Consider the following 23,983-nt stretch of genomic DNA (forward strand, 5'->3'; position numbering starts at 1 on the left):
CTGGTCCCCTTCGGATCCCCTTCTCATCCCGGGCCGACCCCGGGAGTGATTCTTTCGGTACGCCGGGTCCTTGCGGACAGAACCTGACCGCAAGGGCCCGTAGCTTCGTCGGTGTCAGGCAAGAGGAACCGAAGAAAGGCGGCCGGTCATGGTCACCCACGTATCCGCGGAAGCACCCGGCGACGAGCGCGGGGCGCTGCTCTCCTTCCTCGAGGGCGAGCGCGGAGGTATCCGGCGGGCGCTGCTCGGCCTGACCGACGAGCAGGCCGCGACCAGGCCGAGCGCCAGCGAACTGTCCCTGTCCGGGCTGGTCAAGCATGTCGCCGAGGTCGAGCAGAGCTGGATCGCCCGCGCCCGGCAGGAGGCACCCGCGGTCAAGCGGGACGAATCGAACTGGCACGAGTGCTTCGTGCTCGTCGGCGACGAGACCGTCGCGTCGCAGCTCGCGTACTGGGAGAAGGTCGCGGCACAGACGGAGGCGTTCATCCGCTCCGTACCCAGCCTCGACGACACCTTCCCGCTCCCGAACGATCCCTGGTTCCCCCCGGACGAGCGGGTCTCGATGCGCTGGGTGGCGCTCCACCTGATCCGCGAGACGGCCCGCCACGCCGGCCACGCCGACATCATCCGGGAGTCCCTCGACGGCGCGACCGCCTTCGAGCTGGTGGCCCGGGAGCAGGCCGGTTGAGCACCGCGCTCTAACCTGGACCGCATGTCAGCGATCCGTCTCCTGGTGCTCGGCGCGGTCCGCCAGCACGGGCGGGCCCACGGCTACCAGGTGCGCAACGACCTGGAGTACTGGGGCGCGCACGAGTGGTCCAACGCCAAGCCCGGCTCGATCTACCACGCCCTCAAGCAGATGGCGAAGCAGGGGCTGCTGCACGCCCACGAGATCGCGCCGTCCACGGTCGGCGGGCCGCCGCGCACGGAGTACGAGATCACGCCCGAGGGAACCGAGGAGTTCCGCTCGCTCCTGCGTGAGTCCCTGGTCGCCTACGACCAGAAGATGGACATCCAGTCGGCGGGCATCGGCTTCATCGTCGATCTGGCGCGGGACGAGGCGGTGGCGCTCCTGAAGGAGCGGATCCGGCGGATCGAGGAGTGGCGGGCCGCCGTCACCGAGCACTATGTGCCCGAGGACGGCCCCGAACAGCTCGGCCACATCGGCGAGATCATGAACCTTTGGGTCCACCGGGCCGACTCCGACGCCGCGTGGACCCGTGGGCTCATCGAGCGGATCGAGGGCGGTGCCTACACCTTCACGGGCGAGGGCGAGCCGTTCGTCGGCGTGCTGACGGAGGGCGAGGAGAACCCGTACGCGACGGGGGAGCGGCATCCGGAGGACGCTCGCTAATCAAGTTTGACTAACGCCTCGAGCGGGCATAGCCTCCGTCGGCAGTGCACTAGTCAAGTTTGCATACTTGGGAAGTGGGGGATGGCTGATGACCGACGCGATCGTCGTCGAAGGCCTACGGAAGCGGTACGGGGACAAGGCGGCCCTGGACGGGCTCGATCTGACGGTGGCGCGCGGCACCGTCCACGGTCTGCTCGGCCCGAACGGCGCGGGCAAGACCACCGCGGTGCGCGTACTGACCACGCTGCTGCGGCCGGACGAGGGCCGCGTCGAGGTCGCCGGACGCGATGTCCTGCGCCGGGCCTACGACGTGCGTCTGCGCATCGGCCTCCTCGGCCAGCACGCCGCGCTCGACGAGGAGCTGGGCGGCCGGCAGAACCTGGAGATGTTCGCGCGCCTGCACCATCTGCGCACCCGCCACGCGCGCGTGCGGGCCGGCGAGCTGCTGGACCGCTTCGGGCTCGCGGACACCGGACCCAAGGCGGTCAAGCACTACAGCGGCGGCATGCGGCGCCGCCTCGACCTCGCCGCGTCCCTCATCGCCGAGCCCGAGGTGCTGTTCCTCGACGAGCCGACCACCGGCCTCGACCCGCGCGGACGCGCCGAGGTGTGGGCCGCGGTGCGCTCCCTGGTCGGCGGCGGCACCACCGTGCTGCTCACCACCCAGTACCTGGAGGAGGCCGATCAGCTCGCCGACCGCATCTCGGTGGTCGACCACGGGCGGGTCGTCGCGGACGGTACGGCGGACCAGCTGAAGGCGCGCACCGGCGGCGACCGCATCGACGTCGTTCTGCGGGACGCCGGTCAACTGGGCGCCGCGGTCGCCCTGTTGCCGGTCGGTACGTCCGGGGTCCGCGTGGACCGCGACCGCCGTCTGCTCAGCGCCCCGGTCACCGACCGCATGGCGGCGCTCTCCGGGGTCGTACGCGCCCTGGAGGCGGCCGGCATCGAGGCGGAGGACGTCGCGCTGCGCAGGCCGACGCTGGACGAGGTGTTCCTGCGCCTGACCGGACGTGCCTAAGCTACGAAGGAGGCCGTGTGAGCACGTATGCGCTGATCGATTCCTGGACCATGACCCGGCGCGAACTCGCCCACTGGGCGCGGCAGCCGGTCCAGGCGCTCATCGGCCTGGTCTTCCCCGTGATGCTGCTGCTGATGTTCGGCTACCTGGTCGGCGGCGGCCGGGGCGTCGCGGGCGACTACGTCGACTTCCTGGTGCCCGGGATGCTCGCGCTGACCATGGCCTTCGGGCTGGAGGGCACGATGCTGGCCGTCACCCAGGACCTCAACAAGGGCGTGATCGACCGGTTCCGCTCGCTGCCGATGGCCAACGGCGCCGTCCTGGTGGGCCGCGCGGCCGCCGACATGCTCCAGTCGGCGCTGGGCCTGGCCGTGCTGACCGGCGTCGGGTACGCCATCGGCTGGCGGGCGCACGGCGGACCCGGGGCCTTCCTCGCGGCCGTGGCACTGCTCCTGCTCCTCCGTTTCGCGATGCTCTGGATCGGCATCCACCTGGCGATGGTCGCCGGGCGGCCGGAGATGGTGCAGGCCGTGCAGATCCTGGTCTGGCCGGTCGGCTTCCTGTCCAACGCCTTCGCGACCCCCGACGCGATGCCCGGCTGGCTGGGCACGGCGGTCGAGTGGAACCCCATGTCGCACACGGTCACAGCGGTACGGGACCTGTTCGGCGGCCCCGGCGGCGAACCGGGGCACATCTGGGCCGCCGTGGCCTGGCCCCTGGCACTGCTGGCGGTGTTCTTCCCGCTGGCGGTACGGAGGTTCGCGCGCCTGAGCCGCTAGGGCCGGAAGTCCGCCGGGCAGGCCCTAGTGATGGAAACCGGTCGCCGCGTCCTTGTCGTGGGTCTGTGGGCGCGCCTGGCGGCGCAGGTCGGGCAGGAGGCGGCTCAGGTCCTCGACGAACAGTTCGGCGAGGTCGGTGGAGAAGCCGTTGCGGCACACCACCCGCAGCACGGACAGGTCCTCCCGGTTCGGCGGGAACGTGTACGCGGGCACCAGCCAGCCGTGCTCACGCATCCGCCGGGACACGTCGAAGACGTCGTACGAGGCGACCTCCGGCGCGGTCGTGAAGGCGAAGACGGGCAACTCGTCGCCGCGGGTGAGCAGATGGAAGTCGCCCAGCGCCGCCACACGCTCGGCGAGGCTGCGCGCCACGTTCCGCGTCGTCTGCTGCACGGCCCGGAAGCCCTCCCGGCCGAGCCGCAGGAAGGTGTAGTACTGCGCGACGACCTGGGCTCCCGGCCGGGAGAAGTTGAGCGCGAAGGTCGGCATGTTGCCGCCCAGGTAGTTGACGCGGAAGACGAGTTCCTCGGGCAGCGCCTCGCTGTCCCGCCACAGCGCCCAGCCGACGCCCGGGGAGACGAGGCCGTACTTGTGCCCGGACGTGTTGATCGACGCGACCCGCGGCAGCCGGAAGTCCCAGACCAGGTCCTCGTCGAGGAAGGGCGCGATCATGGCGCCGGACGCGCCGTCCACATGCACCGGTATGTCGAGCCCGGTCCGCTCCTGGAGGGCGTCGAGGGCCGCGCACAGTTCGGCGATCGGCTCGTACGACCCGTCGAAGGTGGAGCCGAGGATCCCGACGACCCCGATGGTGTTCTCGTCGCACAGCTCGGCGGCGGCTCCCGGATCGAGGTGGTACCGCTCGCCCTCCAAGGGGACCTGGCGCATCTCGACCTCCCAGAAGTTGCAGAACTTCTCCCAGCAGACCTGGACGTTGATGCCCATGACGAGGTTCGGACGGACGTCCCTCGCGGGGTAGCGGTCCGCGTTGCGCCGCGCCCAGCGGCGCTTCAGCGCCAGCCCGGCGAGCATGCACGCCTCGCTCGAACCGGTCGTCGAACAGCCCACGGCCGCCCCCGCGTCGGGCGCGTTCCACAGATCGGCGAGCATCGCCACGCACCGCTTCTCCAGCTCGGCGGTGCGCGGGTACTCGTCCTTGTCGATCATGTTCTTGTCCTGGCACTCCGCCATCAGCACCCCGGCCTGCGGCTCCATCCAGGTGGTGACGAAGGTGGCGAGGTTGAGGCGCGCGTTGCCGTCCAGCATCAGTTCGTCGTGCACGAGCTGGTACGCCGTCGAGGGCGGCAGCGGCCCGTCCGCGAGCCGGTGCTTGGGCGGGGCCTCGGTCATCCCGCTGACCGGATTGGCCTCCCCGAAGAACGGGTTGAAGGACATCGGGCGTTCGTCGGACTTCACGGGGCCTTTGTGGAGCGGCATGGGGTCTCTCCTCAGCAATTCCGCCAGGGGTTCCTAACGGACCGGGGTTCCGTCTTCGTGAAGCTGCATCTGGGGTCTGCCGGTCACCAGCAGCCAGGCCGGCAGGGACGCGATGCAGAGCAGGGCGATGATCGCGGGCGAGGCCACCAGCACGGCGGCCGTGAACAGGCTCACCCAGCCCTGCCGGGTGATGGCGAGAAGCATCCCCAGCACGCCCGCGGCGACACCGAGGGCCGGGGGAACGGCGGATACGAGGGCATGGGCGAACAGGCCGAACGCCGCACCGATGAAGACGGACGGGAAGATCCGCCCGCCGCGGAACCCGCAGGACGCGGCGACCAGCAGCGCCGCCAGCTTCACCACCGCCATGGTCAGGAACTGCCCGGCCGACCAGCCGTCCGGGTCCTTCGCCAGGTCCCCCACCTCGTCCAGCCCCTTGAAGAGGGTCAGATGGCCGCCCAGGGCGGCCAGCAGGCCGAGGACGAGCCCGCCGGCCGGCAGCGCCACCATGGGGTGCCGCAGGCGTAAGAAGGCGCCGTGGACGTACGGGAAGGCATAGACCGCGACCATCCCGAGCGCCGCGGCCGCGGCGGCGACGACCATCGCGGCCAGGACGTCGGTCCAGCCGGGCCTGGCCAGCGGGGGCAGGCCGAGGTCGAGGGTCGGATGGGCCACCAGGGTGGTCGTGATGGCACCCGCGCCGGCCGCGACCAGCGGGGCGAAGACGCTGTCCCACAGCGGCCCCTTGGCCTGCTGCCCGGCGAGCGCCTCGGACAGGAGCAGTGCCGCGGCGACGGGCGTCCCGAACAGCGCGCCGATCGTCGCCGCCTCGGCCAGCGCGATCCACAGGCCGCCGGGCAGCCGGGGTACGAACCTGCGGCCCAGCCAGTAGGCCAGCGCGATGTTGGAGGCGATGATCGGGTTCTCGGGGCCGAGGCTCGGACCGCCCGCCAGCATCAGCCCGGTCGCCAGCAGCAGCCCCGGCAGGACGGCGGGCGCCAGCGGCGGGGCCCCGCCGAGTCCGAGGGTCGCCGGGTCGGGTCCCGCGTGACCCGGCACCTTCCAGACGATCAGCCCGACCAGCACACCCGTGCAGGTGAGCATGATGATCATCCAGAGCACCGAGTACCGCCCGATGCCCAGCGCGTCGGGCAGGTCCTGCCACAGGACGTTCTGGAGCTTCCCGGCGAGCGCGCTCACCCCCACGAACAGGAGACTGGCCGCGACCCCGACGACCAGTGCCGGGAGGATCTGCGGCAGCAGGACACGCGCGGGGGTCGCCGGAGCGGGTGCCGGGTGCACGGTGTCGTGGGCCACGGGGTCACCTTAAGCGGGCAAAACGGACATGACATTTCCGCTTGCACCTCACGCGGCGTGAGGGCGCAGCCTGAAGCGCGTACCGAGAAGGGAGCGGAAGTGAGCTACTCCGTGGGACAGGTCGCCGGTTTCGCCGGGGTCACGGTGCGCACGTTGCACCACTACGACGAGATCGGACTGCTCGTACCCGGCGAGCGCAGCCACGCGGGGCACCGGCGCTACAACGACGCCGACCTCGACCGGTTGCAGCAGATCCTGTTCTACCGGGAACTCGGCTTCCCGCTCGAGGAGGTCGCCGCCCTGCTCGACGACCCGCAAGCGGACCCGCGCGCGCATCTGCGCCGCCAGCACGAACTGCTGACCGCCCGGATCGAGCAGCTACAGAAGATGGCCGCGGCCGTGGAGCACGCCATGGAGGCACGCACGATGGGCATCAACCTCACACCCGAGGAGAAGTTCGAGGTCTTCGGGGACAAGGATCCGGAGGAGCACGCCGAGGAGGCCGAGCGCCGCTGGGGCGGCACCGAGGCGTACGCCGAGTCGCAGCGCCGTGCGGCCCGCTACACCAAGGACGACTGGAAGCGCATGCAGGCCGAGGTCGCCGACTGGGGCGAGCGCTACGACGGCCTGATGGCCGCGGGCGAGCCACCGGCCGGCGCCCGCGCGATGGACATGGCCGAGGAGCACCGGCTGCACATCGACAAGTGGTTCTACGACTGCTCCTACGACATCCACCGCGGACTCGGCGAGATGTACGTCTCCGACGAGCGGTTCAAGGAGTTCTACGACTCCATGCGCCCGGGCCTGGCCGAGCACCTGAGGGACGCGATCGCGGCGAACGCGGACCGGCACGGGGGATGACGGCAGCGGTAAGGGGCGTTCGCCGTTGCGGACGCCCCTTACCGGCCGGTGCCACTGCCGGCGCTATGCCTTGACCAGCACCACCGCCGTGCCGTAGGCACACACCTCCGTACCCACGTCCGCCGCCTCGGTGACGTCGAAGCGCATCATCAGGATGCCGTTGCCGCCCCGCACGCGTGCCTGCTCCACCAGCCGTTCCATGGCCTGGTTGCGGGTCTCCACGAGCGTCTTGGTGAGGCCCTTCAGCTCGCCGCCGATCATCGACTTCAGACCCGCGCCGATCTGGCTGCCCAGGTGACGTGAGCGGACGGTGAGGCCGAAGACCTCGCCGATGACGTGCTGGACGCGGTAACCGGGTACGTCGTTCGTCGTCACGACCAGGACGTCCGAGTGGGGACCCTGGCCACCGCCGTACTCTTCGATGCCCATGGCTCACAGCTTTGCCCCAGTGGGCGCACAGTGCATCCTGGAGGCGCCGATGGAACCTGGCGTGGACACGTGGCGTTGATAGCTTTGTCCGGCCGTACCAGGACGCCGTACTTCCTTCCACCCCTCAGGAGCCCGGAACCGTGACGACGCTTGCCCTTGGACCAAGCTGGCTGGATCCGAACACGCTCCTGGACAACTTCGGCATCTGGGGCCTGCTGCTCATCGTCTTCGCCGAGTCGGGCCTGCTCATCGGCTTCTTCCTGCCGGGTGACTCGCTGCTGTTCACCTGCGGCCTGCTGATCACCGCGGGCACGCTGGACTTCCCGTTGTGGGCCGCGATCGCCCTGATCTGCCTCGCCGCGATCCTCGGCGACCAGGCGGGCTACATGTTCGGCAAGAAGGTCGGCCCGTCGCTGTTCAACCGCCCCGACTCCCGGCTGTTCAAGCAGGAGAACGTGGTCAAGGCGCACGACTTCTTCGAGAAGTACGGCCCGAAGTCCCTGGTCCTGGCCCGCTTCGTGCCCATCGTGCGCACGTTCACGCCGATCATCGCCGGCGTCAGCGGCATGAAGTACCGCTCGTTCCTCGTCTTCAACGTCATCGGCGGCGTCCTGTGGGGCGCCGGCGTCACGCTGCTCGGCTCCTGGCTCGGCAACATCGAGGTCGTCCACAAGAACATCGAGGCGATCCTGATCCTGATCGTCCTCGTCTCGGTGGTCCCGATCGCCATCGAGTTCCTGAGGGCGCGCTCCAAGTCCAAGAAGAACCCGCCGCAGGACCCCACCCCGGCCCGGCACCCGGACCAGGACCGGCCCGCGGCACCCGTCATGGACGACGCGACGAGGCCGCTGCGAGTGCCCCCGATCCAGCAGGGCCAGGACCAGGCGTACGGCAACCAGGGCCAGGACCAGGCGTACGGCAACCAGGGCCAGGACCAGGCGTACGGCAACGGCCAGTCGTATGGCGACCAGGCTCAGGGCTACCCGCAGGACTACGGCCAGGGTCAGCAGCAGTACTACCCCGAGGAGCAGTACCCCCAGCAGTACCCCCAGCAGGGCTACGGCCAGGGTCAGCAGTACCCGGGGCAGGGCTACGGCCAGGACCAGAACTACGGTCAGGACCAGAACCACCCCTACGGCCAGGGTTACCCGCAGAACTGAGTACGCCGTCAGGAACCGCGCCCCGCCAGGGGCGCGGGGAACTGCGCGACCAGCCCCCACCGCCCCGCGGCGAAACCCAGCCGCCCCCCGCGGGAACCCTCGCTAGAACCCTCGCGTCCGCTTGGCCGCGCGGCGCCCCGCCGCACTCGCGGCCCCCGGCACCCGCAGGAACAGCCGGGAGATCTCCGACCCCAGGTTCACGCCGATCGCGATGGCCATGGCGAGCGCGGCGGCCTTGGTGAGCGACACCAGGCCCTTGTCGACGTTGTTCTGGGCGATCGACAGCAGCCCGAAGTACGTCGCCGAACCGGGCAGCAGCGGCCCGATCGCCGCCGTCGTGTACGGCAGCGCGGACGCGAACCGGTAGCGGGACAGCAACTGCCCGAACAGGCCCACAAGGCCCGCCGCCACGGCCGTCGAGGCAACCGGGGAGATGTCGCCCGCGTAGTGCATCGCCCCGTAGACGGACCAGGCCACACCCCCGTTGAGGGTCACCGCCAGCACAGTGGATCGTTCCTGCTGGAGCAGGATCGCGAAGGTCAGCGACAGCAGCATGGACGCGACGATCTGGAGTACCGGCCGCTCGGAGATGCCCAGCGCCTGGTCCGGGTTGAGCTGGGCGCCCAGCTTCACGCCGAAGTAGAGCACCACCAGCACACCGGCGACGATGCCCACGAAGAAGTACATGACCTCCAGCAGGCGCGCGGACGCGGTGATGTAGAAGCCGGTGAGGCCGTCCTGCACGCCGGCCACCAGGGCCCGCCCGGGCAGCAGCGCGAACAGTCCACCGGTGACCACCGCGGACGCCTTCACATCGACGTGCGTCAGCGTGAGCGCGATGCCGATCGCGGCCGGGGGCATCGCGGCGACCGTGAACTGGTAGAACTCCGGCAGTCCGCGCCCCGCGCACAGCCACGCCAGCCGGTCGCCGAGCATCGCGCCCAGCGCGGCGGCGACGAACACGACCGCGTCACCGCCGACGAGCACGGAGGCCGCACCGGCGAGCAGCCCGCCGGCCGCCGTCAGGACCCAGCCGGGGTACGGGTGCCGGTTGCGGCGGATCTCGGCGAGCCTCCGGTAGGCCTCCTCCAGGGAGATCGCCGTCTCCGGGTCGCTGAGGTCGTCGACGAGCGCGTAGACGGCCGCGAGCCGGGTGTAGTCGGTGACCCGGCGGCGTACCGTCCGGGAGGCCGTCACGGGGTCGTCCACCAGAGACGGCTGGTGCGAGATGGACAGCAGGGTGAAGGTGACGTTCGGCTCGCAGCGGTCCAGGCCGTAGGAGCGGCAGACGGCGAACATGGCCGTCTCCACGTCCTCGGCGCCCTCACCGCCCGCGAGCAGCAGCTCCCCGATACGGAGGGTCAGGTCGAGCACGCGTGGCACCGCGGGCCCCGCCTCGTCCACCTTCTGCACCGGCTCGGGCGCGGGCCGCTCGGTCACCGGCATGCGCAGCATCGTGCGCATCCGGTCCTGCCAGGGCGCTTCCTTGGTCAGTTTGACGACGGGGATGCCGCTCGGCGGGGTGAAGGCGGGCGGCGCGTGCTTGGCGCTGTAGGTGTGCGGGGTGCTGAACGCGGACCCCTCGGCATCGCCGGTGGGCGGCTGCGGTACGTCGAGCCCCTTGGGGAGCGCGAACTCGGACGTCGTGGACGACTCGTCGTCGCTCGACGTGACGCCCACCGGAGCGGCGAACGCACTCCTCGCCTCGTCCGACTGCGGTTTGCGATCCTCCGCCTCCGGCTCCGTCACCCGCTCCTGCCTCACCTTTCGTATGCCTGCTTCTCACACGTACCTTGCGTATGCCTCAGTATGCGTACGAAAGTTTGCGTTCGGATACGCGAACGGGCCGCGGCACTCCCGTGAGGGAGCACGCGGCCCGTCGGGGGGCGGAGACGGTCAGTGACCGCCCTGCTCCTTCAGGCGCTTGTAGGAACGCTCGATCTCGGCCTCGGCGTCCGTGCGGCCCACCCAGTTGGCGCCCTCGACGGACTTGCCGGGCTCCAGGTCCTTGTAGACCTCGAAGAAGTGCTGGATCTCCAGGCGGTCGAACTCCGACACGTGGTGGATGTCCCGCAGGTGCTCCACGCGCGGGTCGTGCGCCGGGACGCACAGCAGCTTGTCGTCGCCGCCGGCCTCGTCCGTCATCCGGAACATGCCGATGGCGCGGCACTTGATGAGGCAGCCGGGGAAGGTCGGCTCGTCCAGGATGACCAGCGCGTCCAGCGGGTCGCCGTCCTCGCCGAGAGTGTTCTCGACGAAGCCGTAGTCGGCCGGGTAGCTGGTCGAGGTGAAGAGTCGACGGTCCAAGCGGATCCGACCGGTCTCGTGGTCCACCTCGTACTTGTTCCGCGAACCCTTCGGAATCTCGATCGTGACGTCGAACTCCACCGGTGGCTCCTCCATGATCAACACATAGTTCTGGTGGTTAAGTGTCCCTCACGCAGGTGTGTGATCGCGAAAGGGGCTGGTGGTCGTGCCAGAGCTGAGGCCTTGGCGGGCCGCGAGACCGCATGTCGTGCGGATCGCGAGGGCCGTGAGACCGCGACTGGCGCGGACCGCCCAAGCCGTGAAACCGCGACCGGCGCGGCTCACCGGGGTCGTGAAACCAGGGCTCGCCCGGCTCACCGGGAGCGTGAAACCGCACGTCGCGCGGGTCGCGCACGTCGTGCGCCCGCGCTCCGGAAGGCTCACGGCCCCGAAGCTCACCACCCCCCAGCTCACGGCCGTTGCCGCCACCGTGGGCCTTGCACTGACGGCCGGGGTGGTGACCGCGGCCGGTCCCTGGGACTCCTCCGGTCAGCGTACGGCCGAGCGCGAGTGGGCCGCCTCCCGGGGCGGAGAGGGTGGCGCAGATCACGGACGTGATTCCCGTACGCCGGCCACGGCGCCCAGGCCCGCGCCGAGCGCCGCGTCGGTGCTGACCGGGCTCGGCGGCGCCACCGGCACGGACGTGACCACGAAGTCGGCGCCGACCGAGAAGGCCCTGGCGGGCGTTCTCGACCCGCTGCTGAAGGACGGTTCGCTCGGCACCCGGCGCTCCGCCGCCGTCGTCGACGTGGCCACCGGCAGGCGGCTGTACGGCAAGGGAGTGGACGAGGCGCTGACCCCGGCCTCCACCACGAAGATCGCCACGGCGGTGGCCGTGCTCTCGGCGGCCGGCGCCGACCACCGCATCAGCACGCGCGCGGTGCTGGAGCCCGACACCAAGGAGCTCGTCCTCGTCGGTGGCGGCGACCCGACCCTCACCGCCCGCAAGGAGGGCGGGGGAGGCTGGGCAAGTCTGCGCACGCTCGCCGACCGGACGGCGGCCGCGCTGAAGAAGCGCGGCATGACCCGGGTGACGCTGTCGTACGACGTCTCCCTGTACGCGGGTCCCGTACTGCACCCCATCGGGGAGAACCCGAACCTCGCCCCGGTCAGCCCCCTGATGGTCGACGAAGGGCGCGTCGACGACACGGTCGGCGGCCCCGCGACCCGCAGCAAGGAGCCGGCGGCGGACGCGGCGCGCGCGTTCGGCGCGTTGCTCCGCGCCAAGGGCATCAGGACGACCGCGCCGGGTCCCTCGAAGGCGACGGGCCGGTCACAGGCGCTGGCCGAGGTCGAGTCGCCGCCGCTGTCCGCACTGGTCGAGCGGATGCTGACCAACAGCGACAACGACATCGCGGAGGCGCTGGCCCGTCAGACGGCCCTCGCCGGCGGCGAGCGGGCGAGCTTCGAGGGCGGGTCGCGGGCGATCGCCGCCCAGCTGAAGAAGCTCGGACTGCCGCTGGGCGGCGCGGAGTTCCGCGACGGCAGCGGACTGAACCGCGAGGACAGGCTGACGGCGGGCCTGCTGACCGCCCTCCTGGCCAAGGCGGGCGACCCCGCCCACGCCGAACTCCGCCCGGTCCTGACGGGCCTCCCGGTGGCGGGCTTCACGGGCACCCTGAGCGACCGCTACGAGGACGGGGCGCAACGTTCCGGCACGGGCGTCGTACGCGCCAAGACCGGCTCCCTGACGGGCGTCAACACCCTCGCGGGCACGGTGGTGGACACGGACGGCCGTCTGCTGGCCTTCGCCTTCCTGACGTACGAGTCGATGGACCAGGAGACGGCGAGGGCGGCCCTGGACCGCACGGCGGCGGCACTGGCGGAGTGCGGCTGCCGATGACCCCCGCGGCACCACCCCCCTGAACCCCACCCCGGTGGCCCGCCCGGCCGTCGTACCCCTAACCGCACTCGCACACGCTCACGTACGGTTGACGCATGACGAGCATCGGTGGTGCTGCTTCTTCTGGGATGGTCGACTGGAATCTCGCGGTGGCGACCGCGACCCGGCTCGTGCGGCCGGGCCCGGAGGTGAGCCGCGACGAGGCCCGGGCCGTCGTCGCCGAGCTGCGCCGGCATGCGAAGGCGTCGGAGGAACACGTCCGCGGTTTCACCCGGATGGGCACCGAGGACACCCACGACACCCCCGTACTCGTCGTCGACCGCCCCGGCTGGGTCCGGGCGAACGTGGCCGGGTTCCGGGAGCTCCTCAAGCCCCTGCTGGACAAGATGCAGGAGCGCAGGGGGAACACCCCGGGCGGCGCCGTGCTCGGGGCCGTCGGCGGCAAGGTCACCGGCGTCGAGCTGGGCATGCTGCTGTCGTTCCTGTCCTCCCGGGTCCTCGGGCAGTACGAGACCTTCGCCCCGCCGACCCGGGACCTCCCGGCGGCCGAGAACGGCGGGGGCAGGCTTCTGCTGGTCGCGCCCAACATCGTGCACGTGGAGCGCGAACTCGACGTGCAGCCCCACGACTTCCGCCTCTGGGTCTGTCTGCACGAGGAGACGCACCGCACGCAGTTCACCGCCGTGCCCTGGCTGCGCGACCACGTCGGGGGCGAAATCCAGTCTTTCTTGGGAGAGACCGAGGTGGATCCCATGACCGTGCTGGAGCGGATCAGGGAAGCCGCCCAGTCGCTCGCCGGCGGTCGTCCCGAGGGCGAGGAGGGCGACGACGGCCGGTCCATCGTGGAACTCGTGCAGACGCCGGCCCAGCGGGAGATCCTCGGCCGGCTCACCGCCGTGATGTCCCTCCTCGAAGGGCACGCGGACTTCGTGATGGACGGAGTCGGCCCCGACGTCGTCCCGTCCGTCGGGGAGATCCGCGAGAAGTTCCAGCAGCGACGGGCGAAGGGCGCCTCCCGGCTGGACCTCGCCCTGCGCAAGCTGCTGGGCCTGGACGCCAAGCTCAGGCAGTACCGGGACGGCGAGCGGTTCGTGCGGGCGGTCGTCGAACAGGTCGGTATGGACGGATTCAACCGGGTGTGGACTTCCCCGAACACGCTCCCGACCAAGACGGAGATCGCCAAACCGGCGGACTGGATCGCGCGGGTGCACCGCAAGGCGGAGTCGTGACGCCCGGTGGAGGGTCGTGAAACGAATCCGGCCGACGGCAGGTGAACGCCCCTTCAATCACCCGTCCGAGGGACCGTGAGGCATGCGTAGGCGTGCAATGCTCGGGGAACGGCCCGTTTCTGTCACCATCTACACACTCTGAGTGACCGATCCTCGGGCTCACCCCCCCCGAAAACTTCATGAAGGGAACCGGACATGGGTCCCCATCCTGCGGTCGCGGCGATACGCCTGGCGGTCCGCCGCGTACTCCACGACATCCTCATCGAACACGCGCCCGGCTCTGCCGACCTGCCGCGCGACGTGCCGCACGATCTGCCGCCCCCGCCGCTCGTGCTCGTCGCCTGCTCCGGCGGTGCCGACTCCATGGCGCTCGCCTCCGCCCTCGCCTTCGAAGCCCCCAAACTCGGCATCCGCGCCGGCGGCATCACCGTGGACCACGGACTCCAGTCCGGCTCCGACCTGCGCGCCGACGAGGTCGTCGGCCGCCTGGTCGATCTGGGTCTGACCCCGACCGAGTCCATCGCCGTCACCGTCGGCCGTGACGGCGGCCCCGAGGCCGCCGCCCGCGATGCCCGGTACGCCGCCCTGGATGCCGCCGCGCGGCGCCACGGAGCCTGTGCGGTCCTGCTCGGCCACACCCGTGACGACCAGGCCGAGACCGTCCTGCTGGGCCTCGCCAGGGGCTCCGGCATCCGCTCCCTGTCCGGAATGGCCGCGGTCTCGGGGACCGGCGGCCGTTACCGCCGCCCCTTCCTCCAGCTCGACCGGCAGACCGCCCGCAAGGCCTGCATGGCCCAGTCGCTGCCCGTGTGGGACGACCCGCACAACGCCGACCCGGCCTATACGCGGTCCAGGCTGCGCCACGAGGGCCTGCCCGCCCTGGAGAAGGCGCTCGGCAAGGGTGTCGTGGAGGCCCTCGCCCGGACGGCCCAGCTCTCCCGTGACGACGCCGACGCCCTAGACGTGTGGGCCGGCCAGGCCGAGGCCTCCGTACGCGACGCCGCCGGCCTCCTGGAGTGCGCCAAGCTCTACGCGCTGCCGCCCGCCGTGCGCCGCCGCATTCTGCGCCGCGCCGCCATCGAGGCGGGCGCCCCGGCCGGTTCGCTGTTCGCCCGTCACATCGAAGAAGTCGACCGGCTGATCACCGGCTGGCGCGGTCAGGGAGCCATCAATCTCCCGGGCAAAGTCGTCGCCCAGCGACAGGGTGGCAGACTGGTGATTCGGCAAGGCTGAATCCGGACCCCCTCGGGCGGAACCGGGCAGCCCCGGTGGGACGACCGAAAGTGATGCGGGTGGACGCGAAAGACATGGGCACCGACCTCAAGTCGGTGCTCATCACCAAGGAAGAGATCGACGCGAAGCTGGCCGAGCTGGCCGCGAAGATCGACGCGGAGTACGCGGGCAAGGACCTGTTGATCGTCGGTGTCCTCAAGGGCGCCGTGATGGTCATGGCGGACCTGGCGCGTGCGCTGTCCACCCCCGTCACGATGGACTGGATGGCGGTGTCCTCGTACGGCGCGGGCACCCAGTCCTCCGGTGTCGTGCGGATCCTCAAGGACCTCGACACGGACATCAAGGGGAAGCATGTCCTGATCGTCGAGGACATCATCGACTCCGGGCTCACCCTGTCCTGGCTGATCTCCAACCTCGGCTCCCGCGAGCCCGCCTCCCTCAAGGTGTGCACGCTGCTGCGCAAGCCGGAGGCGGCCAAGGTCGCGATCGACGTGGAGTGGGTCGGCTTCGACATCCCCAACGAGTTCGTCATCGGCTACGGCCTCGACTACGCCGAGAAGTACCGAAACCTCCCGTTCGTCGGTACGCTCGCGCCCCACGTCTACGGCGGCTGAACCCCCTGGGCCCGGTTCTCGTAAGACGATCGGGAACCCCAGCGGGTTTCGCGCCGTTGTGCATGCGAGGACTGGATTGTCGGCAGTCCCCTGCGGCGTCGGGTGACAATGCTGGGGTACCGTCCGAAGAACAGTCTTTCTAAGTCTTTATCAAACTCACTATGGCAGGAGGGACGGGGCGGCACCGCTCCGTATGGATGGACGTGAAGCGATACTTCCGTGGGCCGGTCATGTGGATCGTGCTGGCCGTCCTTGCCGTGGTCGTGTTGATGCAGGTCGTCGGCTCGTCCGGCGGCTACAAGACAGTGGACACCGGCCAGGTCGTCCAGGCGATCAATGAGAACAAGGTCCAGCAGGCCAAAATCACCACCGGTGACGAGCAGGTCATCAAGGTCGAGCTGAAGGACGGCCAGAAGGTCGACGGCAGCTCGAAGATCCAGGCGAGTTACATCGGCGACCAGGGCGTGACCCTCGCGGGCACGCTCCAGGACAAGTACCAGAACAAGCAGATCCCGGACGGCTATACGGTCTCGCCGTCCAAGCAGAACCCGTTCGTGGGCATCCTGCTCTCTCTGCTCCCCTTCGTCCTGATCGTCGTCGTCTTCCTGTTCCTGATGAACCAGATGCAGGGCGGCGGCTCCCGGGTCATGAACTTCGGGAAGTCCAAGGCGAAGCTCATCACCAAGGACACCCCCAAGACGACGTTCTCGGACGTCGCGGGTTCGGACGAGGCGGTCGAGGAGCTCCACGAGATCAAGGAGTTCCTCCAGGAGCCGGCGAAGTTCCAGGCCGTCGGGGCGAAGATCCCCAAGGGCGTGCTCCTGTACGGGCCTCCCGGTACCGGCAAGACGCTGCTGGCGCGTGCCGTCGCGGGCGAGGCCGGGGTCCCCTTCTACTCGATCTCCGGTTCCGACTTCGTCGAGATGTTCGTCGGTGTCGGTGCCTCCCGAGTCCGTGACCTCTTCGAGCAGGCCAAGGCGAACGCCCCGGCGATCGTCTTCGTCGACGAGATCGACGCGGTCGGCCGCCACCGCGGCGCCGGCCTCGGCGGCGGTCACGACGAGCGCGAGCAGACGCTGAACCAGCTGCTCGTCGAGATGGACGGCTTCGACGTGAAGGGCGGCGTCATCCTGATCGCCGCCACGAACCGGCCCGACATCCTCGACCCGGCTCTCCTGCGCCCCGGCCGCTTCGACCGCCAGATCGCGGTCGACCGCCCGGACATGCAGGGCCGTCTGGAGATCCTCAAGGTTCACCAGAAGGGCAAGCCGGTCGCCCCGGACGTCGACCTGTCGGCCGTCGCCCGCCGCACCCCCGGCTTCACGGGTGCCGACCTCGCCAACGTGCTGAACGAGGCCGCGCTCCTCACGGCCCGCAGCGACAAGAAGCTGGTCGACAACTCCATGCTGGACGAGGCGATCGACCGCGTGGTCGCGGGCCCGCAGAAGCGGACCCGGATCATGTCGGACAAGGAGAAGAAGATCACCGCGTACCACGAGGGCGGCCACGCCCTGGTCGCGGCGGCGTCTCCGAACTCCGACCCGGTCCACAAGATCACGATCCTGTCGCGCGGCCGTGCCCTCGGCTACACGATGGTCCTGCCGGACGAGGACAAGTACTCCACGACCCGCAACGAGATGCTCGACCAGCTGGCGTACATGCTGGGCGGGCGCGCGGCCGAGGAGCTCGTCTTCCACGACCCGACGACGGGCGCTGCGAACGACATCGAGAAGGCCACCGCCACGGCCCGCGCGATGGTCACGCAGTACGGCATGACCGAGCGTCTCGGCGCGATCAAGTTCGGCGGCGACAACACCGAGCCCTTCCTGGGCCGGGAGATGTCGCATCCGCGCGACTACTCGGAAGAGGTCGCCGCGCTCGTCGACGAAGAGGTCAAGAAGCTCATCGAGAACGCGCACAACGAGGCCTGGGAAATCCTGGTCGAGAACCGCGACGTCCTCGACGCCCTGGTGCTCCAGCTGCTGGAGAAGGAGACGCTGAGCAAGGAGCAGATCGCCGAGGTCTTCGCTCCCATCGTCAAGCGCCCGGCCCGCCCCGCGTGGACCGGCTCCTCCCGGCGCACCCCGTCCACCCGCCCGCCGGTGCTCTCCCCCAAGGAGCTGTCACTGACGAACGGGGCGAACGGCGCGTCGCCGGCGATCGCCAACGCGACGGAGTCGGTGCCGGCCGCGGAGTCGGCTCCGGAGGACCGCACCGAGGGCTGACACCCCTCGGCGGCCGCCCTCATCAGGCCCGGAATGAATGCCGCGCCCCCCAGGTTCTAGCCTGGGGGGCGCGGCATGTTCGTATGCTCGTACATCAGGCGCGTGATCCGTGCGCGTCGCAGGTTCAGGAACGAGGCACCAGATGACCGACCCGGTGACGCTGGACGGTGAGGGCACCATCGGCGAATTCGACGAGAAGCGTGCCGAGAACGCCGTGCGGGAGCTGCTGATCGCGGTCGGTGAGGACCCGGACCGTGAGGGTCTCAGGGAGACTCCGGGGCGGGTGGCCCGGGCATACCGGGAGATATTCGCGGGGCTGTGGCAGAAGCCCGAGGACGTGCTGACGACCACGTTCGACATCGGACACGACGAGATGGTCCTGGTGAAGGACATCGAAGTCCTGAGCAGCTGTGAACATCACCTGGTGCCGTTCGTCGGTGTGGCCCATGTCGGGTACATCCCGTCCACCGACGGAAAGATCACGGGTCTCTCGAAGCTGGCGCGGCTCGTGGACGTCTATGCCCGCCGGCCCCAGGTGCAGGAGCGGCTCACCACGCAGGTCGCCGATTCCCTCATGGAGATCCTGGAGCCGCGCGGTGTGATCGTCGTCGTCGAGTGCGAGCACATGTGCATGTCGATGCGCGGGGTGCGCAAACCCGGGGCGAAGACCATCACGTCGGCGGTGCGCGGTCAGCTGAGGGACCCGGCCACGCGCAACGAGGCCATGAGCCTGATCATGGCGCGCTGACGCCGCACGTCGTACGCCGCCCGCTGGAGGGCGTACGCCTGGCGCCCGTTACGCCGCCGGAGCCGTCCCGCCGCCGTTGGTGTCGTCGTCCTCCGGGAGTTTGCACACGCGCTCCAGGAAGAACGCCGCCGCTATGACGCCGACGCCGGCGAGGACCGAGAAGCCGGCGTAGATGGCCTGGTCGCGGCGGGCGGGGATGTCGAGGGATTCCAGGAGGAAGGCGCCGGTGCCGCCGTACATACCGGCGACCAGGGCCGCCACCAGCGCGCTCGCCTGGCCGAAGACCACCGCGCGGGCCGCCATCAGGGGGTCGACGCCCTTGGCGCCGGGGCGGCGCTCCCGCTGGGCCTTGAGGCGGGCGCGCAGCGAGAGTGCCGTGGCCAAAAGGACGACCGCGATCAGAGCCAGGACGATGGGGGCGGCCAGCGGGACGCGGGGCAGTGTGCCCACCGAGTTCCACAAGCGGGCTCCGGCCCAGGACAGTACTCCTGCCACGACGAACACCGCGGCCAGCGTCCTGATGCGCAGCTCTTTCACTTTGCCCCTTCGGTAAGCCGGCCTCTCGGCGTCTCGCGTCTAGACCTTAACGACTACTCGGGCAGCCGGAGTTCCAGGTCGGCGCGCGGCACGATGCCGTCGCGCGTGACGGCCGCCAGCAGCTGCTCCACGGGGCCGCGGCCGGGGAGCTGGGCCTCCGGGTCCACGTCGTACCAGGGGGCCAGGACGAACGCCCGCTGGTGGGCGCGGGGGTGGGGAAGCGTGAGCACCGGATCGTCGGAGACCACGTCGGCGTACGCGACGATGTCCACGTCGATCGTGCGCGGGCCCCAGTGCTCGTCCCGGACGCGGTGGAACGCCTCCTCGACGGCGTGGGCCCGCTCCAGGAGGGACGACGGGGGCAGGGTCGTCTTCAGGAGCACCACCGCGTTGAAGTACGCGGGCTGGCTGCCGGGCTCCACGCCCCACGGCTCCGTCTCGTAGACAGGAGAGACCGCCTTGACGCGGACGCCGGGCGTGTCCTCCAGGGCGTCGATCGCGCCCTGGAGCGTCTCCAGGCGGTTGCCCAGGTTCGAGCCCAGGGAGATCACCGCGCGCTTGGGGTTGGAGAGGGTCGTGTCGGCGGCGTCCACCCGCTCCACCACGGAGGCGGGCACCGGCTGAACGGTCGGGTCGCTCTGACCCTCGGTGTAGAACGCGGTCATACTCGGCTCCTGGTGATGGTGACGGTCACGTCGTCGAAGGGGACCGTGATCGGTGCGTCCGGTTTGTGGACGCACACCTCGACCTCCAGGACCGGTGCGTGTTTGAGGCAGGAGAACGCGATGCGCTCGGCGAGCGTCTCGATGAGGTCGACGGGATCGCCCTCGACGACGGCCACGACCTCCTCCGCCACGATGCCGTAGTGCACGGTCTTCGACAGGTCGTCGTCGGCCGCGGCGGGCCGGGTGTCCAGCCCGAGGACGAGGTCCACGATGAAGGTCTGGCCCTCTTCGCGCTCCTTGGGGAACACCCCGTGGTGCCCGCGGGCCTTCAGGCCGCGCAGCGCGACACGATCCACGCGAATCACTCCTGCAATCGTCGGGACGGCCGGCATCCACCGAGTGCGGTCGGCGCACCAGCCTCAAACGAATCTACCTGCGGGCACTGACAGCACTCGCTCTTGGGGGCGCGCGCCCGTGTGAAGGCCAGGAGGGTTCATCGGGCGTTTCCCCTGGGGCGCACGGCGGCTCACGGGTTGGTAGCCGTCCCTACCCAGGGGTAGGTGATTCCAACCACTACGCCGCGCCCGCCCGCTCGGGCGGGGGATCGCCTCGGGCGAAGATCGTCCTCAGTCGGGAGACTCGTCGCCCTCTTCCGCACCGGTTTCGGCCAGCACGGGGGACGCGTGGTGCGACCAGAGCTTCCAGCCGTCGGGGGTGCGGCGGAACACGTTCGTGGCGACGACCAGCTGGCCGACGAGCGGCCCGAGCTCGTCGCTGTCGTCGGGGGGCGGGCCGCCGCTGAGGATGTTCTCGGTGCAGGTCACCAGGGCGGTGTCACCGGTGACGGAGACATGCACGTCGGTGAGGAAGAACTGGATGTACTCGGTGTTCGCCATGATCAGCGCGTACGACCTGAGGACCTCGCCGCGGCCGCTCAGCACCGGCCAGCCGGGGTGCACGCAGGAGACCACGCCGGCGTCCGCCGGGTCGTGGTACTCCTCGTCGACGCCGAGGTCGGCGGGGGTCAGCCAGAGTGAGGACAGTGTCTCGAAGTCGCCGCGTTCCATCGCCTCGTAGAAGGCGGTGTTGGCGAGTCCTACCTGTTCGACATCGGTGTCGGGGGTGGGGGTGCTCACCGGGCTCCCTCTGCGGCCTGGGCGGTGTCCGGGGCGGCCGCCGCGGGGGCTGCCTGCGCGCTGCGCTCGGAGCGGGCGCCTTCCACGGCGCGGGCGACGCGTACGGCGTCCGCCGTGGCCCGTACCTCGTGCACGCGGACCGCCCACGCGCCCTGGTGGGCGGCGAGCGCGGAGACCGCGGCGGTGGCCGCGTCGCGCTCCCGGGCGGGCGGCGGGGCGCCCTCGGGGCCTGCCAGTACGCGGCCCAGGAACCGCTTCCGGGACGCGGCGACCAGCAGCGGGTGGCCCAGGTCGCGCAGCCGGTCGAGGTGGGCCAGCAGCGTCAGGTCGTGGTCGGCCTCCTTGGAGAAGCCGAGGCCCGGGTCGACGACGATCCGGTCGGGCGCGATGCCGCCTTCCAGAACGGCCTCCACGCGTGCGTGCAGTTCGTCGACCACTTCGGAGACGATGTCGTCGTACGTCCCTCGTATGGTGCCGCCGGCCAGGAAGCCGCGCCAGTGCATCACCACGAAGGGGGCGCCCGCGGCCGCGACGACCGGGATCATCTCCGGGTCGGCGAGGCCGCCGCTGACGTCGTTGACGAGGGCCGCGCCGGCCGCGAGGGCCTGCTCGGCGACGGAGGCGCGCATGGTGTCCACGGAGATCGTGACGCCTTCGGAGGCGAGACCGCGGACGACCGGGATGACGCGCTTGAGTTCCTCGGCCTCGTCGACGCGGGTGGCGCCGGGGCGGGTGGACTCGCCGCCGACGTCGACGAGGTCCGCGCCCTCGGTGACCAGGTCGAGTCCGTGCTTGACGGCGGTCGTGGTGTCGAACCAGCGGCCGCCGTCGGAGAAGGAATCAGGCGTCACGTTGACGACCCCCATGACCGCGCAGCGGTCCCATGTAGGCAGTCCCGCCACTCGGCCGCGCCCGCTCTTCTTGCTCATGCGTCCAGCCTAGGCCTCCCGGTGGTCGGCCGAATCGCCTCGGGAGGGGGGAGGCGTTGCCGCCGGGCGGGTGGGGGCTGCCCGTGGCGGGGGCTCGCCGGCCGCCTCGCGGCCTGTTTCCCACCGCCCTGCCGGTTTCCCACCGCCCTGCCCGTCCCGTGCCTCTGTCTCGCGCCTGCCCGTCCGGCGGGCGGCGTTCCAGGTCGCCTACGCGGCCCGAACGCCCCTCTCCGCCACCCTGTGGGCGCACGGGGTGGGGATCGCCTTCCGGCGGCGCAGCAGGCGCGGCAGGGCCAGGTTCACGAAGCCCTCCGCCTGCATCGCCGCGAGGCCGATGCGCGGAAGGTCGCGCGACGACGCGTAGACCACGAAGCGCGGCTCCCAACGCGGACGGAACTTCGCGTTGAACTTGTAGAGGGACTCGATCTGGAACCAGCGCGAGAGGAACACCAGCAGTCCCCGCCACGCCCTCAGCACGGGGCCCGCGCCGATCTTCTCGCCGCGTGCCAGTGCCGCCCGGAACATCGCGAAGTTCAGCGAGACGCGCACGATGCCGAGCTTCGGAGCGGCCTGGAGCGCCGCCACGATCAGCAGTTCGTTCATGCCGGGGTCCGCCGAGCGGTCCCGGCGCATGAGGTCGAGCGACACGCCGTCGGTGCCCCACGGGACGAAGTGGAGTACGGCCTTCAGATCGCCGTACGGACCGGGATCCGCGTCCGCCTTGTGGGCGGTCGCGATCAGACAGTCGCCGTCGGCCGGGTCGCCGATGCGGCCGAGCGCCATGGAGAAGCCGCGTTCGGTGTCGGTGCCGCGCCAGTCCTCGGCAGCGCGCCGAATGCGCTCCAGCTCGCCCTCGCTGAGGTCACGAATACGCCGTACCCGGGTCTCGTAACCGGCCCGCTCGATGCGCTTCACCATCTGGCGCACATTCCGCATCGCGCGCCCGGCCAGGGAGAAATCCGCGACGTCCACCACCGCCTCGTCACCCAGTTCGAGGGCGTCGAGGCCGGTCTCGCGGGTCCACACCTCGCCGCCCGTCTCGGAGCAGCCCATCACGGCGGGCGTCCAGGAGTGGGCCTGGGCCTCGTCCATGAAGCGCTCGATCGCGCCGGGCCAGGCCTCGACGTCACCGATCGGGTCGCCGCTCGCGAGCATCACCCCCGACACGACGCGGTACGTGACGGCCGCCTTGCCGCTGGGGGAGAAGACGACCGCCTTGTCGCGGCGCAGCGCGAAGTGGCCGAGTGAATCGCGGCCGCCGTGCTTCTCCAGGAGCGCCCGCAGCCCCTCCTCGTCCTGCGCCGTGAGGCGGGCGGCCGGGTGTTCGGGGCGGAAGGCGAGATAGATCGTCGTGACGGCGGTCAGCAGGCCGAGCGCGCCGAGCGAGAAGGCCACCGTCCAGGACGTGTTGCCCGAGTAGTCGACCGGGCCCTCGAAGCCGCACAGCCCGTACAGGACGTGCTCGATGCGGTCGGACAGGCTCGGGTCGCCGACCAGCCGGTTGGGGTGGGCGCTGACGATGACCAGGCCGAGCAGCAGGGAACCGGCGCCCACGAGGACGAAGTTGGCCAGCGCACGCCAGCGGCTGCGGGGGTCGGGAAGGGCCTCGAATTCGCTTCGGTGGCGCAGCAGCGGCGCGAGCAGCGCCAGCGAGATGACCACGCCGATGAGCGAGTGACGGTACGCGAACTGCGCCACGGCGCCGGCCGGCAGCAGCACCACGGCGGCGCGCCACGCCCGGCGTTTGCGCCGGCGCAGGCCGTGCGCGAGGAGCAGCAGAAGCATGCCCGTGCTGATGGCCAGGGCGGCCGCGAACGGGCCCAGCGCGCCGGGCAGTACCTCGGCGATGGCGTGCATACGGCTGTGCCGGAAGCGCGGGAAGACACCCGCGGCGACGTCCAGGACTCCGACGAGTGTGCAGGCACTGGCGACCACGGCGGGGACGGCCTCGGGGCGCGGACCGCGGACTATGCGCCGCAGCACGCCCGATCGATCCGGAACCTCGTCCGACATTTCCCCATCTATCCTGACAGACATCGCATCCCGTAGTTCCGCGAGAGACCTTGAACCCGGTGCCAATTCCGGCATCCGGCGACATTGCGCCCTCTAGGACGGTGTCTCAGGGAGAGAGGTTCACTCCCCAACGGAAAGCTGGTTCA

General features: G+C 70.6%; 23 protein-coding genes. 12 read left to right on the plus strand and 11 right to left on the minus strand.

All coding sequences use genetic code 11. The annotated features are described in order from the left end of the window. Positions 1–148 precede the first annotated feature (148 nt). The 4 genes from SAVERM_RS24015 to SAVERM_RS24030 all read left to right on the plus strand — a co-directional run bounded on the left by SAVERM_RS24015 (position 149) and on the right by SAVERM_RS24030 (position 3,154). On the plus strand, positions 149–688 hold the full coding sequence (locus SAVERM_RS24015) for a DinB family protein (RefSeq protein ID WP_010986075.1): 540 nt from the start codon (positions 149–151) through the stop codon (positions 686–688). A gap of 24 nt (positions 689–712) precedes the next feature. After that, positions 713–1,354: a PadR family transcriptional regulator gene (locus tag SAVERM_RS24020; protein ID WP_010986076.1), complete on the plus strand. Its 642-nt coding sequence runs from the start codon at positions 713–715 to the stop codon at positions 1,352–1,354. 88 nt (positions 1,355–1,442) lie between these two features. After that, a complete protein-coding gene (locus SAVERM_RS24025) occupies positions 1,443–2,375 on the plus strand; it encodes a daunorubicin resistance protein DrrA family ABC transporter ATP-binding protein (RefSeq protein WP_010986077.1) in 933 nt (310 codons plus the stop codon). 17 nt (positions 2,376–2,392) lie between these two features. Beyond that, positions 2,393–3,154 carry an ABC transporter permease gene (locus tag SAVERM_RS24030; protein ID WP_010986078.1) on the plus strand — a complete coding sequence of 254 codons (762 nt, stop codon included), beginning with the start codon at positions 2,393–2,395 and terminating at the stop codon, positions 3,152–3,154. 24 nt (positions 3,155–3,178) lie between these two features. Here SAVERM_RS24030 and gad read toward each other — a convergent pair whose 3' ends face one another. Beyond that, a complete protein-coding gene (gene gad / locus SAVERM_RS24035) occupies positions 3,179–4,591 on the minus strand; it encodes a glutamate decarboxylase (protein WP_010986079.1) in 1,413 nt (470 codons plus the stop codon). A gap of 33 nt (positions 4,592–4,624) precedes the next feature. After that, on the minus strand, positions 4,625–5,908 hold the full coding sequence (locus SAVERM_RS24040) for an ion channel protein (protein WP_010986080.1): 1,284 nt from the start codon (positions 5,906–5,908) through the stop codon (positions 4,625–4,627). 99 nt (positions 5,909–6,007) lie between these two features. On the opposite strand from SAVERM_RS24040, the gene SAVERM_RS24045 reads away from it, so the two are divergent. Then, positions 6,008–6,769: a MerR family transcriptional regulator gene (locus tag SAVERM_RS24045; RefSeq protein WP_010986081.1), complete on the plus strand. Its 762-nt coding sequence runs from the start codon at positions 6,008–6,010 to the stop codon at positions 6,767–6,769. 63 nt (positions 6,770–6,832) lie between these two features. Here SAVERM_RS24045 and SAVERM_RS24050 read toward each other — a convergent pair whose 3' ends face one another. Beyond that, positions 6,833–7,198 carry a YbjQ family protein gene (locus SAVERM_RS24050; RefSeq protein ID WP_010986082.1) on the minus strand — a complete coding sequence of 122 codons (366 nt, stop codon included), beginning with the start codon at positions 7,196–7,198 and terminating at the stop codon, positions 6,833–6,835. A gap of 140 nt (positions 7,199–7,338) precedes the next feature. Between SAVERM_RS24050 and SAVERM_RS24055 the strand changes: the two genes are divergently transcribed. After that, complete coding sequence (locus SAVERM_RS24055) at positions 7,339–8,358, plus strand: DedA family protein (protein WP_010986083.1); 1,020 nt, start codon at positions 7,339–7,341, stop codon at positions 8,356–8,358. Positions 8,359–8,460: 102 nt separating this feature from the next. On the opposite strand, the gene SAVERM_RS24060 is transcribed toward SAVERM_RS24055, so the two are convergent. Both SAVERM_RS24060 and SAVERM_RS24065 read right to left on the minus strand, forming a co-directional pair. Then, positions 8,461–10,107, minus strand: coding sequence for a threonine/serine exporter family protein (locus tag SAVERM_RS24060; protein WP_037649152.1), 1,647 nt, complete (start codon positions 10,105–10,107; stop codon positions 8,461–8,463). Positions 10,108–10,254: 147 nt separating this feature from the next. Continuing rightward, complete coding sequence (locus SAVERM_RS24065; RefSeq protein ID WP_010986085.1) at positions 10,255–10,746, minus strand: inorganic diphosphatase; 492 nt, start codon at positions 10,744–10,746, stop codon at positions 10,255–10,257. A gap of 79 nt (positions 10,747–10,825) precedes the next feature. Here SAVERM_RS24065 and dacB point away from each other — a divergent pair, with 79 nt between their 5' ends. The 6 genes from dacB to folE all read left to right on the plus strand — a co-directional run bounded on the left by dacB (position 10,826) and on the right by folE (position 18,557). Then, positions 10,826–12,508: a D-alanyl-D-alanine carboxypeptidase/D-alanyl-D-alanine endopeptidase gene (gene dacB, locus SAVERM_RS24070; RefSeq protein WP_042493492.1), complete on the plus strand. Its 1,683-nt coding sequence runs from the start codon at positions 10,826–10,828 to the stop codon at positions 12,506–12,508. Between the two features lie 95 nt (positions 12,509–12,603). Next, on the plus strand, positions 12,604–13,737 hold the full coding sequence (locus SAVERM_RS24075; RefSeq protein WP_010986087.1) for a zinc-dependent metalloprotease: 1,134 nt from the start codon (positions 12,604–12,606) through the stop codon (positions 13,735–13,737). A 195-nt stretch (positions 13,738–13,932) separates the two neighbouring features. Continuing rightward, positions 13,933–14,970 (plus strand): tRNA lysidine(34) synthetase TilS, encoded by a 1,038-nt coding sequence (gene tilS / locus SAVERM_RS24080; RefSeq protein WP_010986088.1) that lies wholly within the window; start codon positions 13,933–13,935, stop codon positions 14,968–14,970. A 53-nt stretch (positions 14,971–15,023) separates the two neighbouring features. Then, the gene (hpt, locus tag SAVERM_RS24085; protein ID WP_010986089.1) at positions 15,024–15,584 is read left to right on the plus strand and encodes a hypoxanthine phosphoribosyltransferase; all 561 of its coding nucleotides are present in this window, start codon (positions 15,024–15,026) and stop codon (positions 15,582–15,584) included. Between the two features lie 197 nt (positions 15,585–15,781). Next, the gene (ftsH, locus tag SAVERM_RS24090) at positions 15,782–17,809 is read left to right on the plus strand and encodes an ATP-dependent zinc metalloprotease FtsH (RefSeq protein ID WP_037649154.1); all 2,028 of its coding nucleotides are present in this window, start codon (positions 15,782–15,784) and stop codon (positions 17,807–17,809) included. Between the two features lie 142 nt (positions 17,810–17,951). Continuing rightward, positions 17,952–18,557, plus strand: a complete 606-nt coding sequence (folE, locus tag SAVERM_RS24095; RefSeq protein ID WP_010986091.1) for a GTP cyclohydrolase I FolE — start codon at positions 17,952–17,954, stop codon at positions 18,555–18,557. 48 nt (positions 18,558–18,605) lie between these two features. Here the strand turns inward: folE and SAVERM_RS24100 are convergent, their stop codons facing one another. The 6 genes from SAVERM_RS24100 to SAVERM_RS24125 form a co-directional block, all read right to left on the minus strand. Then, positions 18,606–19,094: a DUF3180 domain-containing protein gene (locus tag SAVERM_RS24100; protein ID WP_010986092.1), complete on the minus strand. Its 489-nt coding sequence runs from the start codon at positions 19,092–19,094 to the stop codon at positions 18,606–18,608. Between the two features lie 53 nt (positions 19,095–19,147). Next, positions 19,148–19,759: a 2-amino-4-hydroxy-6-hydroxymethyldihydropteridine diphosphokinase gene (gene folK / locus SAVERM_RS24105; RefSeq protein ID WP_010986093.1), complete on the minus strand. Its 612-nt coding sequence runs from the start codon at positions 19,757–19,759 to the stop codon at positions 19,148–19,150. Continuing rightward, positions 19,756–20,115, minus strand: a complete 360-nt coding sequence (gene folB, locus SAVERM_RS24110; protein ID WP_010986094.1) for a dihydroneopterin aldolase — start codon at positions 20,113–20,115, stop codon at positions 19,756–19,758. Before folB ends, folK begins: the two co-directional genes overlap by 4 nt. Positions 20,116–20,385: 270 nt before the next feature. Beyond that, positions 20,386–20,895: a nuclear transport factor 2 family protein gene (locus SAVERM_RS24115; protein ID WP_010986095.1), complete on the minus strand. Its 510-nt coding sequence runs from the start codon at positions 20,893–20,895 to the stop codon at positions 20,386–20,388. Next, positions 20,892–21,824 carry a dihydropteroate synthase gene (gene folP / locus SAVERM_RS24120; protein ID WP_010986096.1) on the minus strand — a complete coding sequence of 311 codons (933 nt, stop codon included), beginning with the start codon at positions 21,822–21,824 and terminating at the stop codon, positions 20,892–20,894. Before folP ends, SAVERM_RS24115 begins: the two co-directional genes overlap by 4 nt. Positions 21,825–22,031: 207 nt before the next feature. After that, positions 22,032–23,837 (minus strand): phosphatidylglycerol lysyltransferase domain-containing protein, encoded by a 1,806-nt coding sequence (locus tag SAVERM_RS24125; protein ID WP_010986097.1) that lies wholly within the window; start codon positions 23,835–23,837, stop codon positions 22,032–22,034. Positions 23,838–23,983 lie beyond the last annotated feature (146 nt).

Source organism: Streptomyces avermitilis MA-4680 = NBRC 14893 (assembly GCF_000009765.2).
In the GTDB taxonomy this organism is placed as follows: domain Bacteria; phylum Actinomycetota; class Actinomycetes; order Streptomycetales; family Streptomycetaceae; genus Streptomyces; species Streptomyces avermitilis.

What these genes read in the sequence shown, in the direction of transcription:
- SAVERM_RS24015 (WP_010986075.1), top strand. Translation starts at nt 149, where the DNA reads ATGGTCACCCACGTATCCGCGGAAGCACCCGGCGACGAGCGCGGGGCG.
- SAVERM_RS24020 (WP_010986076.1), top strand. Translation starts at nt 713, where the DNA reads ATGTCAGCGATCCGTCTCCTGGTGCTCGGCGCGGTCCGCCAGCACGGG.
- SAVERM_RS24025 (WP_010986077.1), top strand. Translation starts at nt 1,443, where the DNA reads ATGACCGACGCGATCGTCGTCGAAGGCCTACGGAAGCGGTACGGGGAC.
- gad (WP_010986079.1), bottom strand. Translation starts at nt 4,591, where the DNA reads ATGCCGCTCCACAAAGGCCCCGTGAAGTCCGACGAACGCCCGATGTCC.
- SAVERM_RS24050 (WP_010986082.1), bottom strand. Translation starts at nt 7,198, where the DNA reads ATGGGCATCGAAGAGTACGGCGGTGGCCAGGGTCCCCACTCGGACGTC.
- SAVERM_RS24075 (WP_010986087.1), top strand. Translation starts at nt 12,604, where the DNA reads ATGACGAGCATCGGTGGTGCTGCTTCTTCTGGGATGGTCGACTGGAAT.
- tilS (WP_010986088.1), top strand. Translation starts at nt 13,933, where the DNA reads ATGGGTCCCCATCCTGCGGTCGCGGCGATACGCCTGGCGGTCCGCCGC.
- hpt (WP_010986089.1), top strand. Translation starts at nt 15,024, where the DNA reads ATGCGGGTGGACGCGAAAGACATGGGCACCGACCTCAAGTCGGTGCTC.
- ftsH (WP_037649154.1), top strand. Translation starts at nt 15,782, where the DNA reads ATGGACGTGAAGCGATACTTCCGTGGGCCGGTCATGTGGATCGTGCTG.
- folE (WP_010986091.1), top strand. Translation starts at nt 17,952, where the DNA reads ATGACCGACCCGGTGACGCTGGACGGTGAGGGCACCATCGGCGAATTC.
- folK (WP_010986093.1), bottom strand. Translation starts at nt 19,759, where the DNA reads ATGACCGCGTTCTACACCGAGGGTCAGAGCGACCCGACCGTTCAGCCG.
- folP (WP_010986096.1), bottom strand. Translation starts at nt 21,824, where the DNA reads ATGAGCAAGAAGAGCGGGCGCGGCCGAGTGGCGGGACTGCCTACATGG.
- SAVERM_RS24125 (WP_010986097.1), bottom strand. Translation starts at nt 23,837, where the DNA reads ATGTCGGACGAGGTTCCGGATCGATCGGGCGTGCTGCGGCGCATAGTC.